This window comes from Spiroplasma endosymbiont of Aleiodes alternator, assembly GCF_964031135.1.
Classification (GTDB): domain Bacteria; phylum Bacillota_I; class Bacilli_A; order Mycoplasmatales; family VBWQ01; genus Spiroplasma_E.
In genome coordinates this window covers 422,284-443,809 of record NZ_OZ035008.1, presented here as the reverse complement: position 1 = coordinate 443,809, position 21,526 = coordinate 422,284, and the positions used below count along the sequence as shown (strand labels likewise).

17 protein-coding genes and 3 pseudogenes are annotated in these 21,526 nt (G+C 24.9%); 13 read left to right on the top strand and 7 right to left on the bottom strand.

Going from position 1 to position 21,526, the window contains the following annotated elements; all coding sequences use genetic code 4:
• Positions 1 to 44: 44 nt before the first annotated feature.
• Positions 45 to 989, bottom strand: a complete 945-nt coding sequence (locus tag ACQH20_RS02615; protein ID WP_425376675.1) for an IS30 family transposase — start codon at positions 987 to 989, stop codon at positions 45 to 47.
• Positions 990 to 1,178: 189 nt separating this feature from the next.
• On the opposite strand from ACQH20_RS02615, the gene ACQH20_RS02610 reads away from it, so the two are divergent.
• On the top strand, positions 1,179 to 2,591 hold the full coding sequence (locus ACQH20_RS02610) for an ABC-F family ATP-binding cassette domain-containing protein (protein ID WP_425377415.1): 1,413 nt from the start codon (positions 1,179 to 1,181) through the stop codon (positions 2,589 to 2,591).
• 100 nt (positions 2,592 to 2,691) lie between these two features.
• On the opposite strand, the gene ACQH20_RS02605 is transcribed toward ACQH20_RS02610, so the two are convergent.
• Positions 2,692 to 2,964: a hypothetical protein gene (locus ACQH20_RS02605; protein ID WP_425377414.1), complete on the bottom strand. Its 273-nt coding sequence runs from the start codon at positions 2,962 to 2,964 to the stop codon at positions 2,692 to 2,694.
• 210 nt (positions 2,965 to 3,174) lie between these two features.
• Positions 3,175 to 5,148: a hypothetical protein gene (locus ACQH20_RS02600; protein ID WP_425377413.1), complete on the bottom strand. Its 1,974-nt coding sequence runs from the start codon at positions 5,146 to 5,148 to the stop codon at positions 3,175 to 3,177.
• A gap of 484 nt (positions 5,149 to 5,632) precedes the next feature.
• Here ACQH20_RS02600 and ACQH20_RS02595 point away from each other — a divergent pair, with 484 nt between their 5' ends.
• The 12 genes and pseudogenes from ACQH20_RS02595 to ACQH20_RS02540 all read left to right on the top strand — a co-directional run bounded on the left by ACQH20_RS02595 (position 5,633) and on the right by ACQH20_RS02540 (position 19,028).
• The gene (locus tag ACQH20_RS02595; protein ID WP_425377412.1) at positions 5,633 to 10,345 is read left to right on the top strand and encodes an FtsX-like permease family protein; all 4,713 of its coding nucleotides are present in this window, start codon (positions 5,633 to 5,635) and stop codon (positions 10,343 to 10,345) included.
• A gap of 288 nt (positions 10,346 to 10,633) precedes the next feature.
• Positions 10,634 to 11,125 (top strand): annotated as a pseudogene (locus ACQH20_RS02590) (ankyrin repeat domain-containing protein); the annotation flags it as partial.
• 139 nt (positions 11,126 to 11,264) lie between these two features.
• Positions 11,265 to 11,714 (top strand): annotated as a pseudogene (locus ACQH20_RS02585) (helix-turn-helix domain-containing protein); the annotation flags it as partial.
• Positions 11,715 to 11,792: 78 nt separating this feature from the next.
• Positions 11,793 to 12,749 carry an IS3 family transposase gene (locus ACQH20_RS02580; protein ID WP_425376680.1) on the top strand — a complete coding sequence of 319 codons (957 nt, stop codon included), beginning with the start codon at positions 11,793 to 11,795 and terminating at the stop codon, positions 12,747 to 12,749.
• Entirely contained in the window at positions 12,742 to 12,972 is a 231-nt protein-coding gene (locus ACQH20_RS02575; protein ID WP_425376679.1) for an IS3 family transposase, read from the top strand. The genes ACQH20_RS02580 and ACQH20_RS02575 overlap by 8 nt, the downstream gene beginning before the upstream one ends.
• Before the next feature lie 83 nt (positions 12,973 to 13,055).
• A pseudogene (locus tag ACQH20_RS02570) lies at positions 13,056 to 13,475 on the top strand (IS30 family transposase); the annotation flags it as partial.
• 528 nt (positions 13,476 to 14,003) lie between these two features.
• Positions 14,004 to 14,987, top strand: a complete 984-nt coding sequence (gene ftsY, locus ACQH20_RS02565; RefSeq protein ID WP_425377411.1) for a signal recognition particle-docking protein FtsY — start codon at positions 14,004 to 14,006, stop codon at positions 14,985 to 14,987.
• Entirely contained in the window at positions 14,974 to 15,294 is a 321-nt protein-coding gene (ylxM, locus tag ACQH20_RS02560; protein WP_425377410.1) for a YlxM family DNA-binding protein, read from the top strand. The genes ftsY and ylxM overlap by 14 nt, the downstream gene beginning before the upstream one ends.
• 15 nt (positions 15,295 to 15,309) lie before the next feature.
• Positions 15,310 to 16,137, top strand: coding sequence for a TIGR00282 family metallophosphoesterase (locus ACQH20_RS02555; RefSeq protein WP_425377409.1), 828 nt, complete (start codon positions 15,310 to 15,312; stop codon positions 16,135 to 16,137).
• 30 nt (positions 16,138 to 16,167) lie between these two features.
• Complete coding sequence (locus ACQH20_RS02550) at positions 16,168 to 17,154, top strand: alpha/beta fold hydrolase (protein WP_425377408.1); 987 nt, start codon at positions 16,168 to 16,170, stop codon at positions 17,152 to 17,154.
• Between the two features lie 11 nt (positions 17,155 to 17,165).
• Positions 17,166 to 18,341, top strand: coding sequence for a methionine adenosyltransferase (gene metK, locus ACQH20_RS02545; RefSeq protein ID WP_425377573.1), 1,176 nt, complete (start codon positions 17,166 to 17,168; stop codon positions 18,339 to 18,341).
• An 18-nt stretch (positions 18,342 to 18,359) separates the two neighbouring features.
• On the top strand, positions 18,360 to 19,028 hold the full coding sequence (locus ACQH20_RS02540; RefSeq protein WP_425377407.1) for a copper homeostasis protein CutC: 669 nt from the start codon (positions 18,360 to 18,362) through the stop codon (positions 19,026 to 19,028).
• Positions 19,029 to 19,084: 56 nt separating this feature from the next.
• On the opposite strand, the gene ACQH20_RS02535 is transcribed toward ACQH20_RS02540, so the two are convergent.
• The 4 genes from ACQH20_RS02535 to ACQH20_RS02520 all read right to left on the bottom strand — a co-directional run bounded on the left by ACQH20_RS02535 (position 19,085) and on the right by ACQH20_RS02520 (position 20,990).
• On the bottom strand, positions 19,085 to 19,651 hold the full coding sequence (locus ACQH20_RS02535) for an ankyrin repeat domain-containing protein (RefSeq protein ID WP_425377406.1): 567 nt from the start codon (positions 19,649 to 19,651) through the stop codon (positions 19,085 to 19,087).
• A gap of 78 nt (positions 19,652 to 19,729) precedes the next feature.
• On the bottom strand, positions 19,730 to 20,635 hold the full coding sequence (locus ACQH20_RS02530) for an IS3 family transposase (RefSeq protein ID WP_425377405.1): 906 nt from the start codon (positions 20,633 to 20,635) through the stop codon (positions 19,730 to 19,732).
• Between the two features lie 36 nt (positions 20,636 to 20,671).
• Positions 20,672 to 20,794 (bottom strand): hypothetical protein, encoded by a 123-nt coding sequence (locus ACQH20_RS02525; RefSeq protein WP_425377404.1) that lies wholly within the window; start codon positions 20,792 to 20,794, stop codon positions 20,672 to 20,674.
• Positions 20,795 to 20,825: 31 nt separating this feature from the next.
• On the bottom strand, positions 20,826 to 20,990 hold the full coding sequence (locus ACQH20_RS02520; protein WP_425377403.1) for a hypothetical protein: 165 nt from the start codon (positions 20,988 to 20,990) through the stop codon (positions 20,826 to 20,828).
• Between the last annotated feature and the right edge of the window lie 536 nt (positions 20,991 to 21,526).

Sequence of the window (21,526 nt, the reverse complement as noted above, 5' to 3'; positions counted from 1 at the left end):
TATTACTTGAATTGTAAATATAAATGGGACAAATGGGACAGTTTTTAAAATAATTGTATTAAGTCTATTGGGCTTTTATAAGATAGTGATTTTCTGGGTGTAGAATTAATTTGAAATGCTATAGCATTTAAGTCTTTTTGTTTATATAAAGATAGATCTGTAGATTTTGGTAAATATCTTCTTAAAATACCATTATTATTTTCATTTAAACCTCTTTGACAAGGTTTGCCAGGATCTGCAAAATAAATCTTAACATTGCAAATTTTTTCGATTAATTTTCATTTACTAAATTCTTTACCACGATCAAAAGTAATAGTTTTAACTGTTCCTTTTTGTAACTTTGAAATAAATTTTATTATACTTTTTGTAATATTTTCTGCTTTATGATTTTTAGAAACTAAAGGAATTGTGGTTTTTGATCATATATCAGCTAAAGTAATAATAGAACTTTTATGATCTTTACCAATGATAGTATCACCCTCTAAATGACCAAATTCTTGTATATTTTTAATATTAGGAATGATTAAATTTCTTTCATGAATAGATTTACAATTATTAATTCGTCCTCTAGTTTCTTTTCGTTTATGAGGTTTATTTTTTCCTTTTCTCAATAAGTTATTTTCATCAAAACCCATTCGATTTGTTTTAAACATGTTATATAAAGTTTTTGTTGAAATACTTTTTATTTTATTTTCCTTTAAAAAATTAGCAATTATATCAAGCGCATAATTTTTAGTAATTAACAAATAATTAATAGTATTAATTTCTGTTAAAGTTAAAATTATTAATTTTCTACCTGCATTTTGCTTCTTTTTTTGAATTTGATTCAATATTTCTAATGGTAATAAGTTTTGATTTAATAATCTGCAAACTCTATGTACAGTTGATTTACTATAATCAACAGCTTTTGCTATTTTACGAATTGAAAATTCATAACTTTTATATTCTTTTATTGCTATTATTGATTCAATAGTCAGATACTTATACATTGTGCTAATTCCTTTCTTTTCTTAATTATAGAATTAACACAATTTAATTTTTATATAAATGTCCTTTTTAATTTTACAATTCAGGTCTTTTGATAGTCATTTAGCCATAAAAAAATGAACACCTTCCTTAAAGTATTTTTAACACAAAGGTTACAATTCTGTGTCTACTTTATTCTAGATGTTCACTAGATGTTCACATTATTAAATATTATTAATGGAACAGTATCTGTAGATCATATTAATTTAAATATTCATCCTAAAATTAAAATTGGGTATTTGGATCAACATCAAGAGGTTAATTTAGAATTAACAGTTTTACAATATTTGCGTGAAAGTTATCAAAAACTTTTTGAACGTGAACAACAAATGGAAAACTTATATGCAGAAATGGCTAATAATTATAGTGAAGAGTTATTAAGGAAAGCAATGAAAATTCAAGATGAATTGACACACCAAGGATTTGATACTATTAGTAAAAAAAATGGTCGTTTAGTTGATGGATTGGGTATTAATTTACAGCTTTTAGAACAAACTTTAGGTAGTTTAAGTGGTGGTCAAAGAGCAAAAGTATTATTAGCAAAATTATTATTAAATGAAGATGATTTTTTATTACTTGATGAACCAACTAATTTTTTTGATATTGAACAAATTAATTGATTAGCTAAGTTTTTACAAAATTACCCTAGTTCATTTTTATTGGTGTCACATGATCGTAATTTTATTAATACAACATGTAATATTATTTTCGATATTGATAATTATATGATTACTCGTTATGTTGGTAATTTTGAAAGTTTTTTAGAACAAAAAAGTTTACATAATCGTCAATATGAATCAGCATATTCAAATCAAAAGAAATTAATTGAAAAATTAGAAACTTATATTAGTAAAAATGCAGCACGTGCTTCAACTGCTAAAAGTGCTGAATCAAGAAGAAAACAATTATCTAAAATTAATGTTTTAGAAAAACAGCAAATCCAGTCTCCTCCAAAGTTTTATTTTAAGTATTATAAAACAACGAGTTCAATTGCTGTGCAAGCTAAAAACCTTGAAATAAGTTATCATAAACCATTAATTAAGCCACTTACTTTTGTTATTAAGACTGGTAGTAAGTGAGTTGTTAAAGGGTATAATGGAATTGGTAAAACTACTTTCTTGCAAACATTAGCCGGTAATATTCCAGCACTTGCTGAAAATATTAATTTAGATGATCGAATGCAAGTAGCATATTTTCATCAGACTGAAGTAATGACTAGTACTACTCCATTTAATTATTTAAAAGAGTTAGATATTAAATTAAATGATGTTGAGATTAGAAGAATTTTAGCAAGTTTTGGCTTGCGTAGTAATTTAGTAATGAAACCAATGAACTTACTTTCTGGTGGTGAACAAACTAAGGTTAGATTAGCAGCATTGGCATTAAAACCTTACAACTTATTAATTTTAGATGAACCAACTAATCATATTGATGTTTTAGCTAAAGAGTCTTTATTAAAAGCATTGCAAGAATTTGAAGGCACTGTATTATTGACAACTCATGATACTAATTTTAATAATAGTTGAGTTGATGGTGTTTTAGATTTTGAAAAATTAACAAATTAGTGAAATTAAAATAGTTATTTTTAATATTTAATTTATACATTTAAACAAATAAAAAAACTTATAACTAAGATTTAGTTATAAGTTTTTTTATTTGTTTAAATTATCCTTTACGATTACGGTCGTCACGGTCTCGTCTGCTAAATCCACCACTGTTTCCTCAACTAGAATCACCACGGTCAGAACGTGGTCTAAAGTTTCCACGATCAGAAGAATTTCTATCCCCTTGTGTTCTTGCTCCACGTTCAGCAAAACGTTTTTCACGTTCTTCTGTGATTTTTACAAGTGTTGTTAAACTTGCATTAATAGTAAATACTGTTTCTTTTAAAACTTTAATTTCTTCTAATAATGCTTCGATTGTTTGATTGTTTTCCATTAACAATGCCTCTTCTTTCTGGCGCCTAATTGATAAATCTGATAATAATATCTGATATAATGAGATTAATAAGCACTTAATTAAGTATAGCATTAAAATTAAAATTGTATAGTATATAGTCATATATTTTATAGTTAAAAATAATTATTATTATGATAACTATTATTTTTTATTAAATATCTAGTAAATAATATTATTAAAATTAGTTTTTTATTTTACTAGAGTAATACTTTTAAATTTAAAAGTACGTATACCTTGAAAATCAATTAAATTTTCAATATCAATAGCAGTGATAATAAAATGATATGTAGTGTTTTTAATTTTATATGTAAAATCATATTTTAAATTAATTGTTTCAATATTATTAATGGTAGTTTTAGTCATAGTAATATTAGAAGTATTACCTATTTTTTTATTAATGCCGGTTGTGTTATCAGCATCAAAATAAACTTCATAGTTATCTTTAATTCATTGATTATTATTAGTAGTAATAATATTTTTAATTTCTAATTTATGACTTTCATCAGTAGTACCAAGTAATAAATTTAAAATATTATTTAGTTGACTGTGTGGTTCAAGCATAGTTTTTTGTAAAATATCAAGTATTGAATTCTGAGTAAAAGTTGGATATTCTGGATCATCTTTATTAATGTGTCCACCTAATGATTTATATAATTCTTCGACATCGGTTGCTGTTACATCAGTTTTATTAATTATGTTTTTTAGAGTAACAATAGTATCATTTTTAAAAATTATTAAGAGACCAGTAGTATTATTAAATAAAAAATTCTCTAAATCTTGTAAATCAATATTAATACCTTCATTACCTGGGTATTGTTCTGAAATTTTGGTAATTAGATCAGTAATACTAGTAATAATGTTTTTAACACTATCTGTATTAATTGCTTTGATAATGGTATCAATTAAGTCATCAGGTTTATACATTTCATCACCAATCAGTCCTCCTAAAGTTAAATTTACCCTTAAAAAAAATTGTTTTGATATTTTTAAATTAAGTTTAAGATCATAAAGAAATGTATCAAAACCACGAGTTTCTGCTGTAGTTTTAGCAAATACGGTTAGAAGTATTTGTTTTAATTTTTCTGGTTGGCTAATTAAAGATTTTATAGTATTAATAATATCAAGTAAATTATAGCTACCAGCACTTGGCTTTGATGGATAACCATTACCAATTGTTAAGTTTTTAACACCTTCAGTAATATCTGGCATATCTAATATTCATTTTTTAATAACAGGAATAATTGCTTCAATAATTGTTAAGATATAAAGTGGGTTAGTTAAAAGATAGGGAAGGTATCTTTCTATATCAGCAAAAAAACCTTTATTATCAAAATGAACTTTTATGTTACCTGTATGCAGTAAACTTCCATCAAGTGTTATATGTTCTGAAAGAACGCCACCTAAATATCGTGGACTTTTACCATCTTTACCAAAAATTTTATTGTCTTCACTCATTTTTCAAAACAAGTAATTAATTAAAGTGCCACCATGATATAAATCATAATCTTGTTTTGACTTTCAATCACTTACTTTGTGACCAGGAAGTTGACCAAAAGTTGGACTTATTTTTCATCTTTCTCCATTATTTCAAGCGCTATAAGGTTGACCACTATCATCTTTTCAATTATTCATAAATTTAATTAATGTTTCTTCATCAGTGGGTGTAGAAGTTTGTTGATCAGATCAACTGCCATTGACTAAATTACCAAATATTCTAGTTAGCGGATTTAAAAAATTAGGACCATAGTTATTAATTAAATTAGCAACTAATTGTAATCCGGTTGGTAAAGTGCTTAAGTCACCTTGTAATGATTTTAAAAAACTAGAAATGGGGTCCATACCAGCACCTACAACTATATTTTCTAATTGTGGGTTAGCCATAATTGATATAGTTCTAATATAATCAAGTGATGAAAAAAAATCATTAACTTGTTTTTTACTATTGATGGTTTTAGTTAATTCACCTGTTCCAGAAGCTTTAAAAAAATTATCAGGATCAAAATTATTTACATCAATTTTTCCATTTTCCCCTCAACGTGTTTGTAAATCACCTCAATTATTTAAACTAGTATTTTTAGTTAAATTATTAATACTATTATTTTTAATTTTTCCCATAATATCATCATTAGTACTACTAGTATCAGCACCTAACTCTTTTGACATAACCATACTTTTAATTAAAGCAGAACTTTGGTCAGCAAAACTTTTAGCGATACTATTAGTTACACGGTTAACATAAAAATTAAAGGTACAAGCTGATAGAGGTAGAATAGTGGCACTTGTTATTAAGATAATTCCTAACTTGGTAAATACTTTTTTCATAGCAGTTCTCCTTAAATAAAGTGTTATTTTTGTCAATTTTATTTTACTAAAATTTAATACATTTAACTTTGAAAATAATTAAATTCATTTCTTACAAATTGTATCATTAGTTATTATAATTTTAAAATTTATTTAAATAAACAATTTAAATATGGTAATATATCAAACAGAGAAAAATTAAACATTATAAAAACTATCTATTATTTATTTTTAAAATTATCCTATATATTAATTTTGTATAAGTGTGATATTATTAATCCATATGTGAACTTAATAATTAAAATTAAATGCAAAATTTTAATTTCAGGAATTAGGGAGAACTGTAATGGCAAGGTTAAATAAACGCGAAAAAGTGAATAATAAAAAAATGGTGTCTACTAATAAAAAAACAAAAAAAAGTTTATTTAAGAATGCGTTACTATTAAAGCAGACTTTAGTTGCTACATGAAAAAGTAAATTACAATTAGTTATTTTATTATTACTTACTGCTTTTGCAACTTCGTTGGTTACTGGAAGTTGAATTTCGTACGTTAGAATGATTGAAGGAAGCAATCAATTAGGATTAAATGATCTTAAGTTTGATGCTGTTTTACCTTATTCACCAGTGTCGCAAGGTATTAAACAAATTGCTAATCAAGCTTTTAGTTTAAAGTTAGGTCGATTTTATGTTCAAGATGGAACTAATAGTAAAAGTATTAAAGCTCTTTATTTTGATGATACAAAAATAGGGACAGATCAAGAAATCCTACCAATCACTAAAGATAACTTAACTATTGATTATACTCGTGATAATAAAGGTAATATTACTGGGTTTAATGATATAAGATGAACAAACCCAGATAATCCTTTAATTTTTAATTTGAATAATAATAATGTTAAAGCAAGCATCTATGGTCAATTATTATTAAAGTCAAAAAATGCTGCTAATGAGAATTTAAAAAACCATTTTAAAACAGCAGCAGATGATTTATATCGTGATGTTTTTTTAAAAAAAACAGCACCCAATATTCTTCAATCTATTAATACTTTTATTAAGGAATGGATTACAAAACATTCAACAGATCCGATATTAAAGGAGACTGATAATGATAAAGTTACCACTTGAATTTTAGAAAATAAAATAAATTTTAGATCTTCTTCTAATGATGCTACTATTCCTTATAGTGTTAATTTACAAGATCAAACAGAAAGAAATGAACTTTTTATTAAAGTAGTTAAGGAAACTGAACCTGATCCAAGATTAGATAATGATTATGGTATGAATGGTCAATGAATGAGAATTTATCGTAATTTTTCTGCAACAGAATCAGATAGTAACATTTATACTAATTTTACTAATACTTCTATTGGTTATCATTCACCTTTTAACTATAATATGATTAGTGATGGCACTGAAAGAGACGCTTTTTCTTCATATTTAATTCGTGCGGTTGCAGCATTACAAATGCGTGATTTATATGTTCGTAATCAATTTACTGCCAGTGCTGGAGTAATTAATACTAAAATTATTGATATTGGTTTACCTAATGCTTTAAATCATACTAATCTAAAAGTATTTGAAGGTGTTGCACCAACAAGTAAAAATGAAATAGTTATTACGCCACAATATGCAAGAAAAAATAAAAGTAATAAAGGGTATAAACCAGGCGATCATATTAATATTAATGGTACTGACTTTATTGTTAGTGGTATTGGTGGTGATGCTTATGATATTTATCCAACGATTAGTGACTTAGATCCAATTCCTAATACAAGAACTGAATTTATTGCTTATGTTACACCTTCAGCATGAAATGATGGAAATTGATATAAGACAGCAGATAAAACTGATAATACTTTAATGTATTTTACAAAATGAAATAATGTTCCTAAAAATAGTATTCATGAATTTGATGTTGATTTATTTAATGATTTTTTTCAAAAAACAATATTTAGTGATAATGGTGTTAGTGATTTAAATCAATATGATTATAATAAGTATTTAGTTGAGAAATATGGTAATACAGTTCCAATACCACAATCGTCTTCTACATACCTTATTAATCCAAATCCTGTAGTTACAAGTAGTAATAGTCAGTTTTCGCTTTATAATAGTAAAGAAAAGATATTTAATTCAGCAATAATTGGATTTTTATTTGCAGCAATAGCAGGAGTATTATTTTTACTAACGGTTGTTATTTTTATTACTACTTTAATTGTTAAAAAAGCAATCCAACATGGACAAGTTTCAATGGGTATTTTAAAATCAATAGGTTATAAAACATGACAAATTACGATTTCTTATTTGGCATATCCATTATTAACACTATTAATTGCAATTCCAATTGGCTGAATTGTTGGTCTTGTAATTCAGGTATATTTAACTGAGATTTTTAATACTTTATTTGTTTTACCATATAATGTTTTTAACTTTGATGTTGTTCCATTATTTATTTCAATTGTTTTAATTATTGGTTTTATTACAATTGTTACTTTATTAACTGCCTTTCGTCTTTTAAAACGTGATCCTTTATTTTTAATTAAAAAAGATAGTGATTTAGCTTTAGGTGTTCCTAAAAGTAGAACTAGCAAGTTTTTACAAAATAATTTTCGTCTTCGTTTTTTATTATCGTTATCAAAAACTAGTTGAAAAAAAATTTTAGTTACTTCAGGAGTTATTACTTTAGCTTCACTTTCAATTGTAGCAACAACACTAGTTCCTGCCACTATTAATAGTTTAAAAGTTAATTATTTCAAAACTCAAAAATATAAAAATTATTATGAGTATCAAACACCAATGCCGAATATGCCAATGAGTAAATATGGATTATATTCATGAGATTTTTTTAATCGACCAAGCGGTGAGAAATATTATCCAACTTATGGTGCTATGCCTTGACCTGAAGATAAAATTGTTTATGATGAGAAAAAGGAACGTGTTGGATGATATAATCCATTATTGTTTAAAAAAGAAAAATTAACTAATAATTTTGCTGATATTTTTACTTTTGATTCATCTTTTCCTGAATCTGAAAGAGCAGAGTTTATAAAAAAAATGTCCTCTTATTATCAAGAACAATCAACAGGGACATTAGATCTTAATGATTTAGTTTGATCATATAGTTGATTAGGTGGCAAAGCTTTTAGTAATCAGTTAATAACTGATTTAAGTAAAGAAGATAATACACCATCAAAAATATTTTCATATAATATTGTTAATTTTGCAAGTGGCCAATTACCTAATATTTTGCAAGTTCCAAATCCTGGAGTGCCACCTGGTCCAGAGGGAATTAAAGAAATTTTAAAGCAAGTATTACCAGGCTTTGTTCGTCAGAGTATTGATAGTTTGCCAAGACCTAATATTAAAGAAGATCCTTATGATTATTTTAGTATTGGTCATAATACTATTGCTTTTAATCCAAAAACTATTAATAATGGTGATATTAATGGACCAGATGAAGAATTAGTAACACAGTTTAAAGTTGGTGTTGATGAAAGTACAAAAATTGCTAAAAAAGAACTAATGGATGTTATTGGTATTAATCCCAATACTGCGATGTTGGTATTAAAAAATGATGAAGTTAAAGCTTTAAAATATAATGCTAATGCTAATGCTATTCCAATGGTTATCAATCGTGCTTTTCAATCTAAATTTGGATTAGATGTTGGTTCACAATTTAGTGGTGTACCACAAGTTAATACTCTATGTTATAAAAATATTGATGGTAAAAGTATTCCTTTACCAAAAGAAAATTGATATTACGGTGAAACACCCCCAACAGATTCTTATACTACAAATGGTGGCATTTGATCAAAAAGTGGAACAAAATGAAATTATCGTGGTGATCAAAAAATAAAATTATCTGATAATAGTAAAGAATATAGTGATATCCACGGCACTAGGTATAATGGTATGTATGATGAAAAAGGACAACCAATTATAAATAATGAACCTAGTACTTGAAATAATGTTAATGATATTTGATTAAAATTGCCTTCTGATATTGATCATCATGCTATAAATAGTAAAATTCCAACAGCTGATAATGCTAAAACTATTGATTTTGATTTATCACGTATTTCCGATTCAACAGGTGAATGAATTAGACCTTTTTCATATGATTTGGTAAAGCCATATAATGGATTTGACCCTAAAGATCCATTAAGTATTTTATTAAACCGTCCAGCAGAATGATTTATGGGAATGGTTAATAATAATATTTTAACTAAAGAAAATAATATTAATGCTGATAGTTTACAAGCAGATATTAAAAATAACATGCCAACATGATGAAAAAATATTACGGGTAATGATAATCCACTTCATACATATCAAGTTGTGGGAATTCAAGATTCTTATGATACTCCTAAAGCCTATGTTGATCAAAAATGAGCTAATGAAATTATGGGTTATAGTTATATTGATGATAATCCTTATTATTCAGGAACGGATGTATTTCAATGATTTAATAGTAAGTTAAGTGCTAATGCTAATGTTTTTGATTTAATTGGAAGAATGAGTTTTAAATCAAATTTAGATGATTATACTATTTATGCAACCACTAGTTTAAGTGGTAATCAAAATATACCAATGGTCAAAAAAAATTATTTATTATCAAGACAACAAGCAATGCTTACTAAAATGTCAGATATTGCTTTCAGTGCTAGTGTTTTATTTATTGTGACAACGATTATTTGTTCAATATTAATTGTTATTATGATTACTGATTTATTTACCGATCAATTTCGTCGTTTTATGGCTCATATGAAAGCAGAAGGATATACTAATTGAGAAATTAATTCTTTTACTTTAGGTATTTTTACACCTTGAGCATTACTTGGTTATATTGTAGGATTTGCCCTAGGTTTCCTTGCTATTTATGGTTTAATTTCTATTCTTACTAGTTTTGTTGGTGTGGCTTTACCATTTACAATAACATGATGAATATTACCAGTAAGTTTTACCATAATTGGTGGTATATATATATCAACATTTATTATCAATAATCATGAATTAAATAAAATGAATTTAATTGAATTATTAAAATCTGATGAATAAAATAAATTTAATTGAATTATTAAAATCTGATGAATAAAATAAAGTTCACTAAAGAATATTTGGTAAATTTAAATATTTAAATTTACCAAATTAATAGTCAAATATGTATACTTTATTTGAAAACTAAATATAGTTTTTAACTCATTACTTTATTTTAAAGTAAATGGGTTTTTTATTTTGAAAGGAGAAAAAAAGAATTTTGAAAGATGAATCATTAATTTCTAATTATTATGATATATTAAATGTATTACCAACAGCATCAGTAGCAGAAATTAAAAAAAATTCAAACAGACTGCTCTAAAAACTCATCCAGATAAAAATAATAATCCTCAATGAAAACTTAAAATGCAAGAATTGAATGAAGCAAAAAGAATATTAACGGATGAAAACTTAAGAAAAGTTTTTGATCAAAAACTTTTTATTTACTTTTTACAAAATGGTAATAATAAGGAAGTTATTTATTTTCTTACTAATAAAATAAATAATTTAAATATAAATGAAAAAGATAATTCTGGTAATACTCCTTTACATTATGCATGTTTTCATAATTTTTTAGAAACTGCAGATCTATTAATTAAATATGGCGCTAATATAAATGCCAAAAATAATGGAGATAATACTCCTTTACATTATGCTATAATGGGTAATGCTGATTTAAAATTTATTAATTTATTAATTGATAAAGGTGCTAATTTTATTGAGAAAGATAAAATGGGTAATAATAGTTTATCTTTTGCCAAAGATTTTTCAAAAGATAAGAAAGTTTCTAAATTTTTTTAAAAAAAATGAAAAAATTAAGAATAAAACAAAATCAACAAATCTTATTAAATATAACCTGAATTGTAAAATTAAAAAGGACATTTATATAAAAATTAAATTGTGTTAATTCTATAATTAAGAAAAGAAAGGAATTAGCACAATGTATAAGTATCTGACTATTGAATCAATAATAGCAATAAAAGAATATAAAAGTTATGAATTTTCAATTCGTAAAATAGCAAAAGCTGTTGATTATAGTAAATAAACTGTACATAGAGTTTGCAAATTATTAAATCAAAACTTATTACCATTAGAAATATTGAATCAAATTCAAAAAAAGAAGCAAAATGCAGGTAGAAAATTAATAATTTTAACTTTAACAGAAATTAATACTATTAATTATTTGTTAATTACTAAAAATTATGCGCTTGATATAATTGCTAATTTTTTAAAGGAAAATAAAATAAAAAGTATTTCAACAAAAACTTTATATAACATGTTTAAAACAAATCGAATGGGTTTTGATGAAAATAACTTATTGAGAAAAGGAAAAAATAAACCTCATAAACGAAAAGAAACTAGAGGACGAATTAATAATTGTAAATCTATTCTGAACATCTAGAATAAAGTAGACACAGAATTGTAACCTTTGTGTTAAAAATACTTTAAGGAAGGTGTTCATTTTTTTATGGCTAAATGACTATCAAAAGAAGAAAAGTTAAAAATAATAAAAATAAGTAAAATTAAAACAATTGATAAAACCGCATTAGAGTATGGTATTGGTCGATCATCAATAAAAGAATGAATTAAAGCATATAAATTATTAGGTGAAAAAGGTTTAGAATATGGCAATGGAATTCGTGCTAAAAAAACCAAAAGAACAGGTCGACCCAAATCTTTAAATTTTAATGAAATGACAAAACAAGAATTAATTGAATATATTGAGGCAATGAACGATATAAAAAAGTATTTAGAAAAATCGACAAAAAAGAAGAAATATTTTGTGATTTTCTCATTGAAGAAAAAATATCAGATTAGTTATTTATGTTGATTATTAAATGTTTCAAAATCAGGATATTATAAGTGAATTAAGAATGGAATGAATGAATTTAATAAATGAGATACATTTTTAGCTAATATAATTAAAAATATTTTTTATGAATTTCAAGAAATTTATGGTTATAAAATGATAACTTTATGAATTAACAAAATTTATAATTTAAAATTAAAATTTCATATTGTATATAGATATATGAAAAATATGAGTTTAAAAGCTAAGGTTCGCATAAAAAAATTTGATTATAGAACTAAATCAGGAAGTTTAAGATATGATAATTTATTAAAACGTGATTTTTCAACTACTAATTTAAATGAAAAATTAGGTACTGATATAACTTATTTATTAACTAATGGTAAAACATATTATTTATCAATTGTTAAAGATTTTCATAATAATGAAATATTAGATTATAAAATAAGTGCAAGTTTAGACATGACATTTGTTGTCCAAAACATTATCCAAGCTTGAGTTAATGCTCAAAAACCTACTTCATGAATTTTACAATCAGATCAAGGATTTCACTATACAAATCCTTCTTATAAAATTTTATGTGATGAATTAAAAAATAAAAATTTCAATGTCTAGAAGAGGTAATTCCTGTGATAATGGTGCTACTGAAACTTGATTTGGAACAATGAAAACAGAATTTCTATATCAAATTCCAAGAAAAAATAGAACTATTGAATGAATACAAGACAACTTACCTAAATATATTTACTTTTATAATAATTATCGACCTCAAATAAAATTAAAAGGAATGAGTCCAATCGAATATCGATTAGCTCATTCCAAACCAACAAATAATTAGTTCATACCTATAAATTTAACACTTACAAACGCTATTTTATAAAATTTAATAAAAGGTTACTTTTATTGTCCACTTTTCTTGACAAGTTCATTCATGAAAGAAATTTAATCATTCCTAATATTAAAAATATACAAGAATTTGGTGATTTAGAGGGTGATACTATCATTGGTAAAGATCATAAAAGTTCTATTATTACTTTAGCTGATATATGATCAAAAACCACAATTCCTTTAGTTTCTAAAAATCATAAAGCAGAAAATATTACAAAAAGTATAATAAAATTTATTTCAAAGTTACAAAAAGGAACAGTTAAAACTATTACTTTTGATCGTGGTAAAGAATTTAGTAAATGAAAATTAATCGAAAAAATTTGCAATGTTAAGATTTATTTTGCAGATCCTGGCAAACCTTGTCAAAGAGGTTTAAATGAAAATAATAATGGTATTTTAAGAAGATATTTACCAAAATCTACAGATCTATCTTTATATAAACAAAAAGACTTACTAATATTGAAAGAGATATTGCACATTTTGAACAGAAAAAAATAAATTCAGTATTAAATTATATTATTATTATTTTTACTTTTGGTTGTGTTAATAAGAACAAAGATATAAATAAGGATATTTTAATTAAGACTGATCAACTTAAAAATTTATTATTAGAAAAAGAAATTGCTAATAATGAGAAACATGTATTTAAAGAAAAAATAAACCGGTTAAATTTTAATAAAACTAAAAAAATAAATGCAATGGATTTATAAAATCAACCTTCAACAAGTGGATATAACACATCAAATTCATCATGTATTTAATAAAACAAGTTAAAAAGATTGCAAAAGCAATCTTTTATTTTTACCTAAAATCAAGAAAAAATGATTGATATTTTTTGGATTTATTATTAAATTAAAATATAATAAATTACTTATTAAATAAAACTTTTAAATCGTACTATTAATATTTTAATAAAATTAAAGTATTAATGTCATAAATAACTAGTTATTTATTGGTATAATAAACAATGTAGGTGAAAATATGGCATTTTTTAAAAATTTAAAGACAAAATTATTTGGTCAAAAGACAACTAAATATGATCAGGGCCTTAAAAAGTCAAGAACATTATTTGCATCTAAAATTAAAGCATTAGCAGCGCGTTATCATCAAATTGATGAACAATATTTTGAAGAATTAACTGAAGTATTAATTTTAGCAGATGTTGGATACAAAATGGCAGAAACTATTACTGATGAAATTCGTCATGAAGCTAAAATCCAAAAATTAACAAAACCAAAAGATATTAATGATATTATTATTGATAAAATGTTTGTTTTTTATACTGATGGTCAGTTGGTTTCTACAAGATTAAATTTTAGTAGTAATAATATTTCGTTATTTTTAGTTGTTGGTGTTAATGGTAATGGTAAGACAACATCAGCAGCTAAATTAGCAGCTAAATTAAAAACACAAGGTAAAAAACCAATTCTAGTTGCTGCAGATACTTTTCGTGCTGGTGCAGTTGAACAATTGCAAATTTGAGCAGAAAGAATTGGTATTCCTTGTTATTTAGGAACACCAAAGCAAGATCCTGCTAGTGTTGTTTATGCTGGAATTGAAGCAGCTAAATCTGAAGGTTGTGATGTTATTATTGTTGATACAGCAGGGAGATTAGAAAATAAAGTTAATTTGATGCAGGAGTTAAAAAAGATTAATAAAATTATTACTCAGAAATTAGGACATGAAGCTAATGAAACATTGTTAGTAATTGATGGTACAACTGGACAAAATGGTATTAATCAAGCGCAAGAATTTATGAAAATTGTTTCTTTGACTGGCATTATTTTAACAAAAATGGATGGCACTGCTAAAGGTGGCATTATTCTTGCTATTAAGGAAGAATTAGATATTCCTGTTAAATTAATGGGTTTTGGTGAAGGTATTAATGACTTGGAAGAGTTTGATTTAGATAAGTATATTTTTAGTTTAACAAGTGATTTGTTTGTGGAGTATGAAAATGAATAGTTTAGAAAAACAAGTTTTATATTATATTTTATTTGCTTTTTATAATACATTATTAACAGCAAAACAAAAACAATATTTTACAAATTACTTTATTGAGAATTTATCTTTACAAGAAATCGCTGATTTACAAAAAGTATCACGAACGGCTGTTCATGATAGTCTACAAAAAGTTATTATTTTATTAAATAAATATGAAAGTAAGTTGCATCTTTATGAAAAATATAAACAACGACAAGTAATATATGAAAAATATACGAAAAAGTATAATTTTATTAAAGTTTTACAAGAAATTGATAAAATAGAATAAAGCAGGTGGAAATTAATGAAAATTTTAATAATTGGTGATATTTACAGTATTGTTGGTAGACAAATGCTTAAATATTGAATTCCTAAAATAAAAAAGGAATATGAAAATCAATTTAAGATTGATTTAGTAGTTGCGAATGGTGAAAATACTACTCATGGTAAATCATTATGTAAAAAACACTATTATGAATTAAAAAATGCTGGTATTGATATTATTACTACCGGTAATCATATTTTTGGTCATCCTGATGTTGCTAAGTATATTAATACAACTCCCGATTTATTGCGTCCTTTAAATTATAATCCTTATCATCCAGGTAATGGTACAATTTTAGTTAAAGTTGGTAATAAAAAAGTACGTGTAACAAACTTAATTGGTCGTACTTTCATGGATAAATCTGATAATCCTTATTTTGCTCTTGAACAACTTATTACGATTGATAAACAAAATAGTGAAGAAAAAAGTGACATTCATATTATTGATTTTCATGCTGAAGCAACAGCGGAAAAGTTATCTTTTGCTTGAAATTTTGATGGTCAAGTTACTTGTGTGGTAGGAACTCATACTCATGTTCAAACAGCAGATAATCGTTTATTACCAAAAGGTACTGCTTTTATTAGTGATGTTGGAATGACAGGTCCGTTTTATTCTATTATTGGTGCTAAAGCTGAAGAAGTTATTATTCGTGATAAAAAAAGTATGCCGGCAAAATTTAGTCCAGCTGATGGTGAAGGTCAATTTTCAGCTGTTTTATTAACTATTAATGATGAGACAAATAAAGCACAAAAAATTGAACGTATTTTTATTCATCCACAAGCACCTAATTTTAAAATTTACGAATAATTACAAATATAGGAAGGGACTAACTTTAACATGATATGAAACAATGCTAATTTTTTTACTGATAAAAATGGTTTATATTCGATTTTAATTGGGATTAGTATATTAATTATTTTAATAATTTTAAGAATTTTATTAATGGCAAAAATTAAAGATAATGTTCATGTACAACAAGCTGCTGAAATACGAGAAAAGGTAATTATTTTACGTGATGGTTATGAAGTAAAATTATTTAAGCAAATGGTTGATAAAAGTACAGTCATTATTATTGGTGCTCATGGCTTGCAAGGTCAAAAAGATGATTTTAAATTATTAAGTTCTTTTTGTAAAAAATCACAACTATCTTTAATTACTTATGATCGAAGAGGTAATGGTAAAAATGGACAAGATTGAAAATTTAAATCATTAGGTACTGATATTAATGATTTAAAAGATATAATAAGTGCAGTAAAATCTAAATATCCTAATCAAAAAATTATTGTTTTTGGTGAATCATTAGGCGCAGCTATTGCTAGTCATGCTGTTAAAAATAATTCACAAGTATCAGCATTAATTACTAGTAATTTAGTAACTAAAAAAAATCTTTATCAATTTTCATTAAGTTTTATTATTTGTTTTTGTTTTGCTTTTATTTTTAATTCTAATATTCAAATGCCAATCTATGTTGAAAATCAAGATATTTCTAGTAATAATGCTCATATTACTAATATAAATCAAAGATATAGTAATCGTCAAAATTGATCATTACGTTTTTTACTACAATTTAAAAAAATTAATAAAAAAAGTATAATGGAAATTAGTAATTCAAAACTTCCAACGTTAATCTTGCAAAGTGCTGATGATGTATTTAGTGATTTTCATCAACTTAAAATTAATAAAAAATATTGGAAGAAACATCATAGTTATGTTTTTATTTTTGATGGTAAACATGCTTTAATTAATGAACCTAATATTAAAGATATATTTGATAATGAAATTATGCCATGAATTACAAAAAAAATTTTATTTGAGAAAGGTTAAAAAATATGAAATTAATACCTAATATTACCCATCCTCTTTTTACTAGTGAGTCTGTTGCTCCTGGTCATCCTGATAAGATTTGCGATCAAATTGCTGATGCAATTTTAGATGCTTTTTTAAAACAAGATCCACATGCCAAAGTAGCATGTGAGGTTTTTATTACTACAAATTTTGTTTTAATTGGTGGTGAAGTTCATAGTCATGCTCAAGTTGATTATCAAACAATTGCGCGAAAAGTTATTACTGAAATTGGTTATATAAATGATGAAATTGGATTTAATGGTTTTACTTGTGAAATTAAAGTGTTAATTCATGAACAATCACCTGATATTTTACAAGGTGTTGAATTAAAAAATCATCAAATTGGTGCTGGTGATCAAGGAATAATGTTTGGTTATGCATGTCAACAAACATCAGAATATATGCCATTAGCAATTGTTTTAGCACATGAATTAATTAAACGAGCTACAAAATTACGAAAGGAAAAAAAATTTAAGTATGCACTTCTTGATATGAAAGCGCAAGTTACTATTGATCAAGAAGACCCTAAAAATTTAAAAATACATACTATTTTAATGAGCATTCAACATCAAGCAAATTATGATGAAAAACAATTTAAAACATTTATTCATAAAGAAATTATGCAATGTATTGCTAATAAATATCATTTAAATATTGATTTTAAATATTTAATTAATCCAACTGGTAAATTTGTAATTGGTGGACCTGCTGGTGATACTGGTTTAACAGGAAGAAAATTAATGGTTGATACTTATGGTGGAGCTGCTTGTCATGGTGGGGGAGCTTTTTCAGGAAAAGATCCCACTAAAGTTGATAGAACGGGTGCTTATTATGCTAGGTATATTGCTAAAAATATTGTTGCTGCTAACTTAGCAAAGATTTGTGAAGTACAATTAGCTTATGCAATTGGAACTCCTGAACCAATTGCAATATTTGTTAATACTCATCAAACTATTATTTCCGGTTTAACAGAGGCAAAATTAACAGAAATAATTTATCAAGTCTTTGATTGTTCTGCTAGTGCTATGATTGATAAATTAGAGTTATTTAAACAAAATTATCAACAATTATCAACTTATGGTCATTTTGGTAGAAATGATTTACAATTACCTTGAGAGAAATTAGATAAAGTTAGTTTATTGAAAACTTATTTATCAAAAAAATAAGATGGGGAGAGATATTTTATGTTTTTAGAAGTAATAGCTGCATCTTTAAAAGATATAGAAAAAATTAATAATTCTTTAGCTAATCAAGTTGAGCTTTGTACTGCTATGGAATTTGGTGGTTATACTCCAAATTATGAATTGATTGCTGAAGCATGTAAAATTTCATTGAAACCAGTAATGGTTATGGTTAGAAATAATAATAATGGTTTTAATATTACTGATAATGATTTTAAAATCTTTAAAAGAGATATTGAATTTATTAAAACAACTCATGCATCAGGTATTGTTTGTGGTATTTTAACTAAAGATAATAATATTGATGTTGAAAGAATGAGTGAAATTATTAAATTAGCAAAGCCTTTAAAAATAACTTTTCATCGTGCTTTTGATGAAATTTTTAATAAAAAACAAGCTATAGAACAGTTAGTAAAATTAGGTGTTACTACAGTTTTAACTTCTGGTGGTCAAGATAATATTGTAAATAATATTAATAAATTCAAAGAATTAAAGAAATTAAATTTACCAATAAAAATTCTTGCTGGTGGTGGAGTTAATTTAGAAAATGTTAATGTTTTATTAAAAAATGGTATTAATGATATTCACGTTGGAAAATGTGTGCACAAAGATAATAATTTTAATAATCCTATTAATTATCAATTAATTAATAATATTAAAAATATGGCATAAATAATAAAAAGTTTTATAATAGATAAGATAAAACATTTAACAAGGTTACTGTTCTTTTAATACAAAAGAACAGTAACCTTTATTGATGGTTTATTATTATAATTAGTTGTATTGATTTCATTTTTATTAGATTCTAAAGAACGTTGTTTTGTTAAAATTTTTTCTACTTTTGTATGTTTTTGTGCTCTTATTAAAGCAGTTTCACCACGTAAATTTATTTGATTAATATCAGCACCATTGACTATTAATAAATCAACTACATTTAAATGGCCATTTTTAGCGGCCTTTGTTAAAGCAGTATTGCCAAATTTTGTTTTATGATTAACATTAGCACCGTTTGTTATTAAAAGATTAACTATTTTTGTGTGACCTTGTTCAGCAGCTAGTGTTAAAGCAGTATGATCACCATTGATTTCATTTTTATGATTAACATTAGCACCGTTTGTTATTAAAAGATTAACTATTTCTGTGTGACCTTGTTCAGCAGCTAATAATAAAGCTGTATCATCATTTTTGTTTATATAATTAATGTTAGTACCATTTGTTATTAAAAGATTAACTATTTTTATGTAACCTTTTTTGGTAGCTAATAATAAAGGTGTATCATAATCTGAACTTGTCAAGAAAAGTGGACAATAAAAGTAACCTTTTATTAAATTTTATAAAATAGCGTTTGTAAGTGTTAAATTTATAGGTATGAACTAATTATTTGTTGGTTTGGAATGAGCTAATCGATATTCGATTGGACTCATTCCTTTTAATTTTATTTGAGGTCGATAATTATTATAAAAGTAAATATATTTAGGTAAGTTGTCTTGTATTCATTCAATAGTTCTATTTTTTCTTGGAATTTGATATAGAAATTCTGTTTTCATTGTTCCAAATCAAGTTTCAGTAGAACCATTATCACAGGAATTACCTCTTCTAGACATTGAAATTTTTATTTTTAATTCATCACATAAAATTTTATAAGAAGGATTTGTATAGTGAAATCCTTGATCTGATTGTAAAATTCATGAAGTAGGTTTTTGAGCATTAACTCAAGCTTGGATAATGTTTTGGACAACAAATGTCATGTCTAAACTTGCACTTATTTTATAATCTAATATTTCATTATTATGAAAATCTTTAACAATTGATAAATAATATGTTTTACCATTAGTTAATAAATAAGTTATATCAGTACCTAATTTTTCATTTAAATTAGTAGTTGAAAAATCACGTTTTAATAAATTATCATATCTTAAACTTCCTGATTTAGTTCTATAATCAAATTTTTTTATGCGAACCTTAGCTTTTAAACTCATATTTTTCATATATCTATATACAATATGAAATTTTAATTTTAAATTATAAATTTTGTTAATTCATAAAGTTATCATTTTATAACCATAAATTTCTTGAAATTCATAAAAAATATTTTTAATTATATTAGCTAAAAATGTATCTCATTTATTAAATTCATTCATTCCATTCTTAATTCACTTATAATATCCTGATTTTGAAACATTTAATAATCAACATAAATAACTAATCTGATATTTTTTCTTCAATGAGAAAATCACAAAATATTTCTTCTTTTTTGTTTTTTCGGGACTTTCCAGCAATCTGTGTAACTTAGTGATTTTACAACTAAAATTTATTTAAAAAACACAGTTTTTAGGAAAGTCCCCATTATCAATATTATTAGTTTCACTTGAATATATAACCATTCCATTATTCCCAATTCCGGCTGGGTCAATACCAATAATTAAGTCATATTGCATATTAATCACCTTATTTTATAATGTTCATTCATTATTTATATCTCCTACTTAACCTAATATTTAAAATACATTCATAACAAATTGCTTTACTATTGTTTTCTCTTAAAAAATATTTTCTTGTTTTTATATCATTAGTATTAAAGAATAAATAATCTAATTTATGTTGTTTACATGTTCAACAAAAATACTTTTTCATAATAGTTCTTTCTAATATATTCTTTATGCTAGAAGCAACAGAATATATATTTTTATTTTTATATTATTAATACTATTAGTTTTATTCATTCCAGCAATTCTGGGGACTTTCCAGCAATCTGTGTAACTTAGTGATTTTACAACTAAAATTTATTTAAAAAACACAGTTTTTAGGAAAGTCCCCAATTCGGGCTCAAAAATAAATTGTGAAATTTTAAAAAGAAATCGAGGCATTCGATTCAATATTTATTTAATTTATGTTTAATAAATTAATATTTTAATTGAACCGGCACCGCTCAATTTTTTTTTACAAGTTTGAAATTTATTTTCTCGCCCAAAAATTTTTTCAAAAAAAATAAAAAAATAAAACCAACACTTGTTCACTGGGGAGTTGCAAGGTTGGTTAAATAAAGAATAGAATTAATACAATAGTTCCCTACAACAGGTCTATATATACTAGTTTCCAATTCGCTCCCACCCCAAGAATTACCATTACTGGTTAGTATATTTTATTAGGTATCACTCCACTTTTTATTT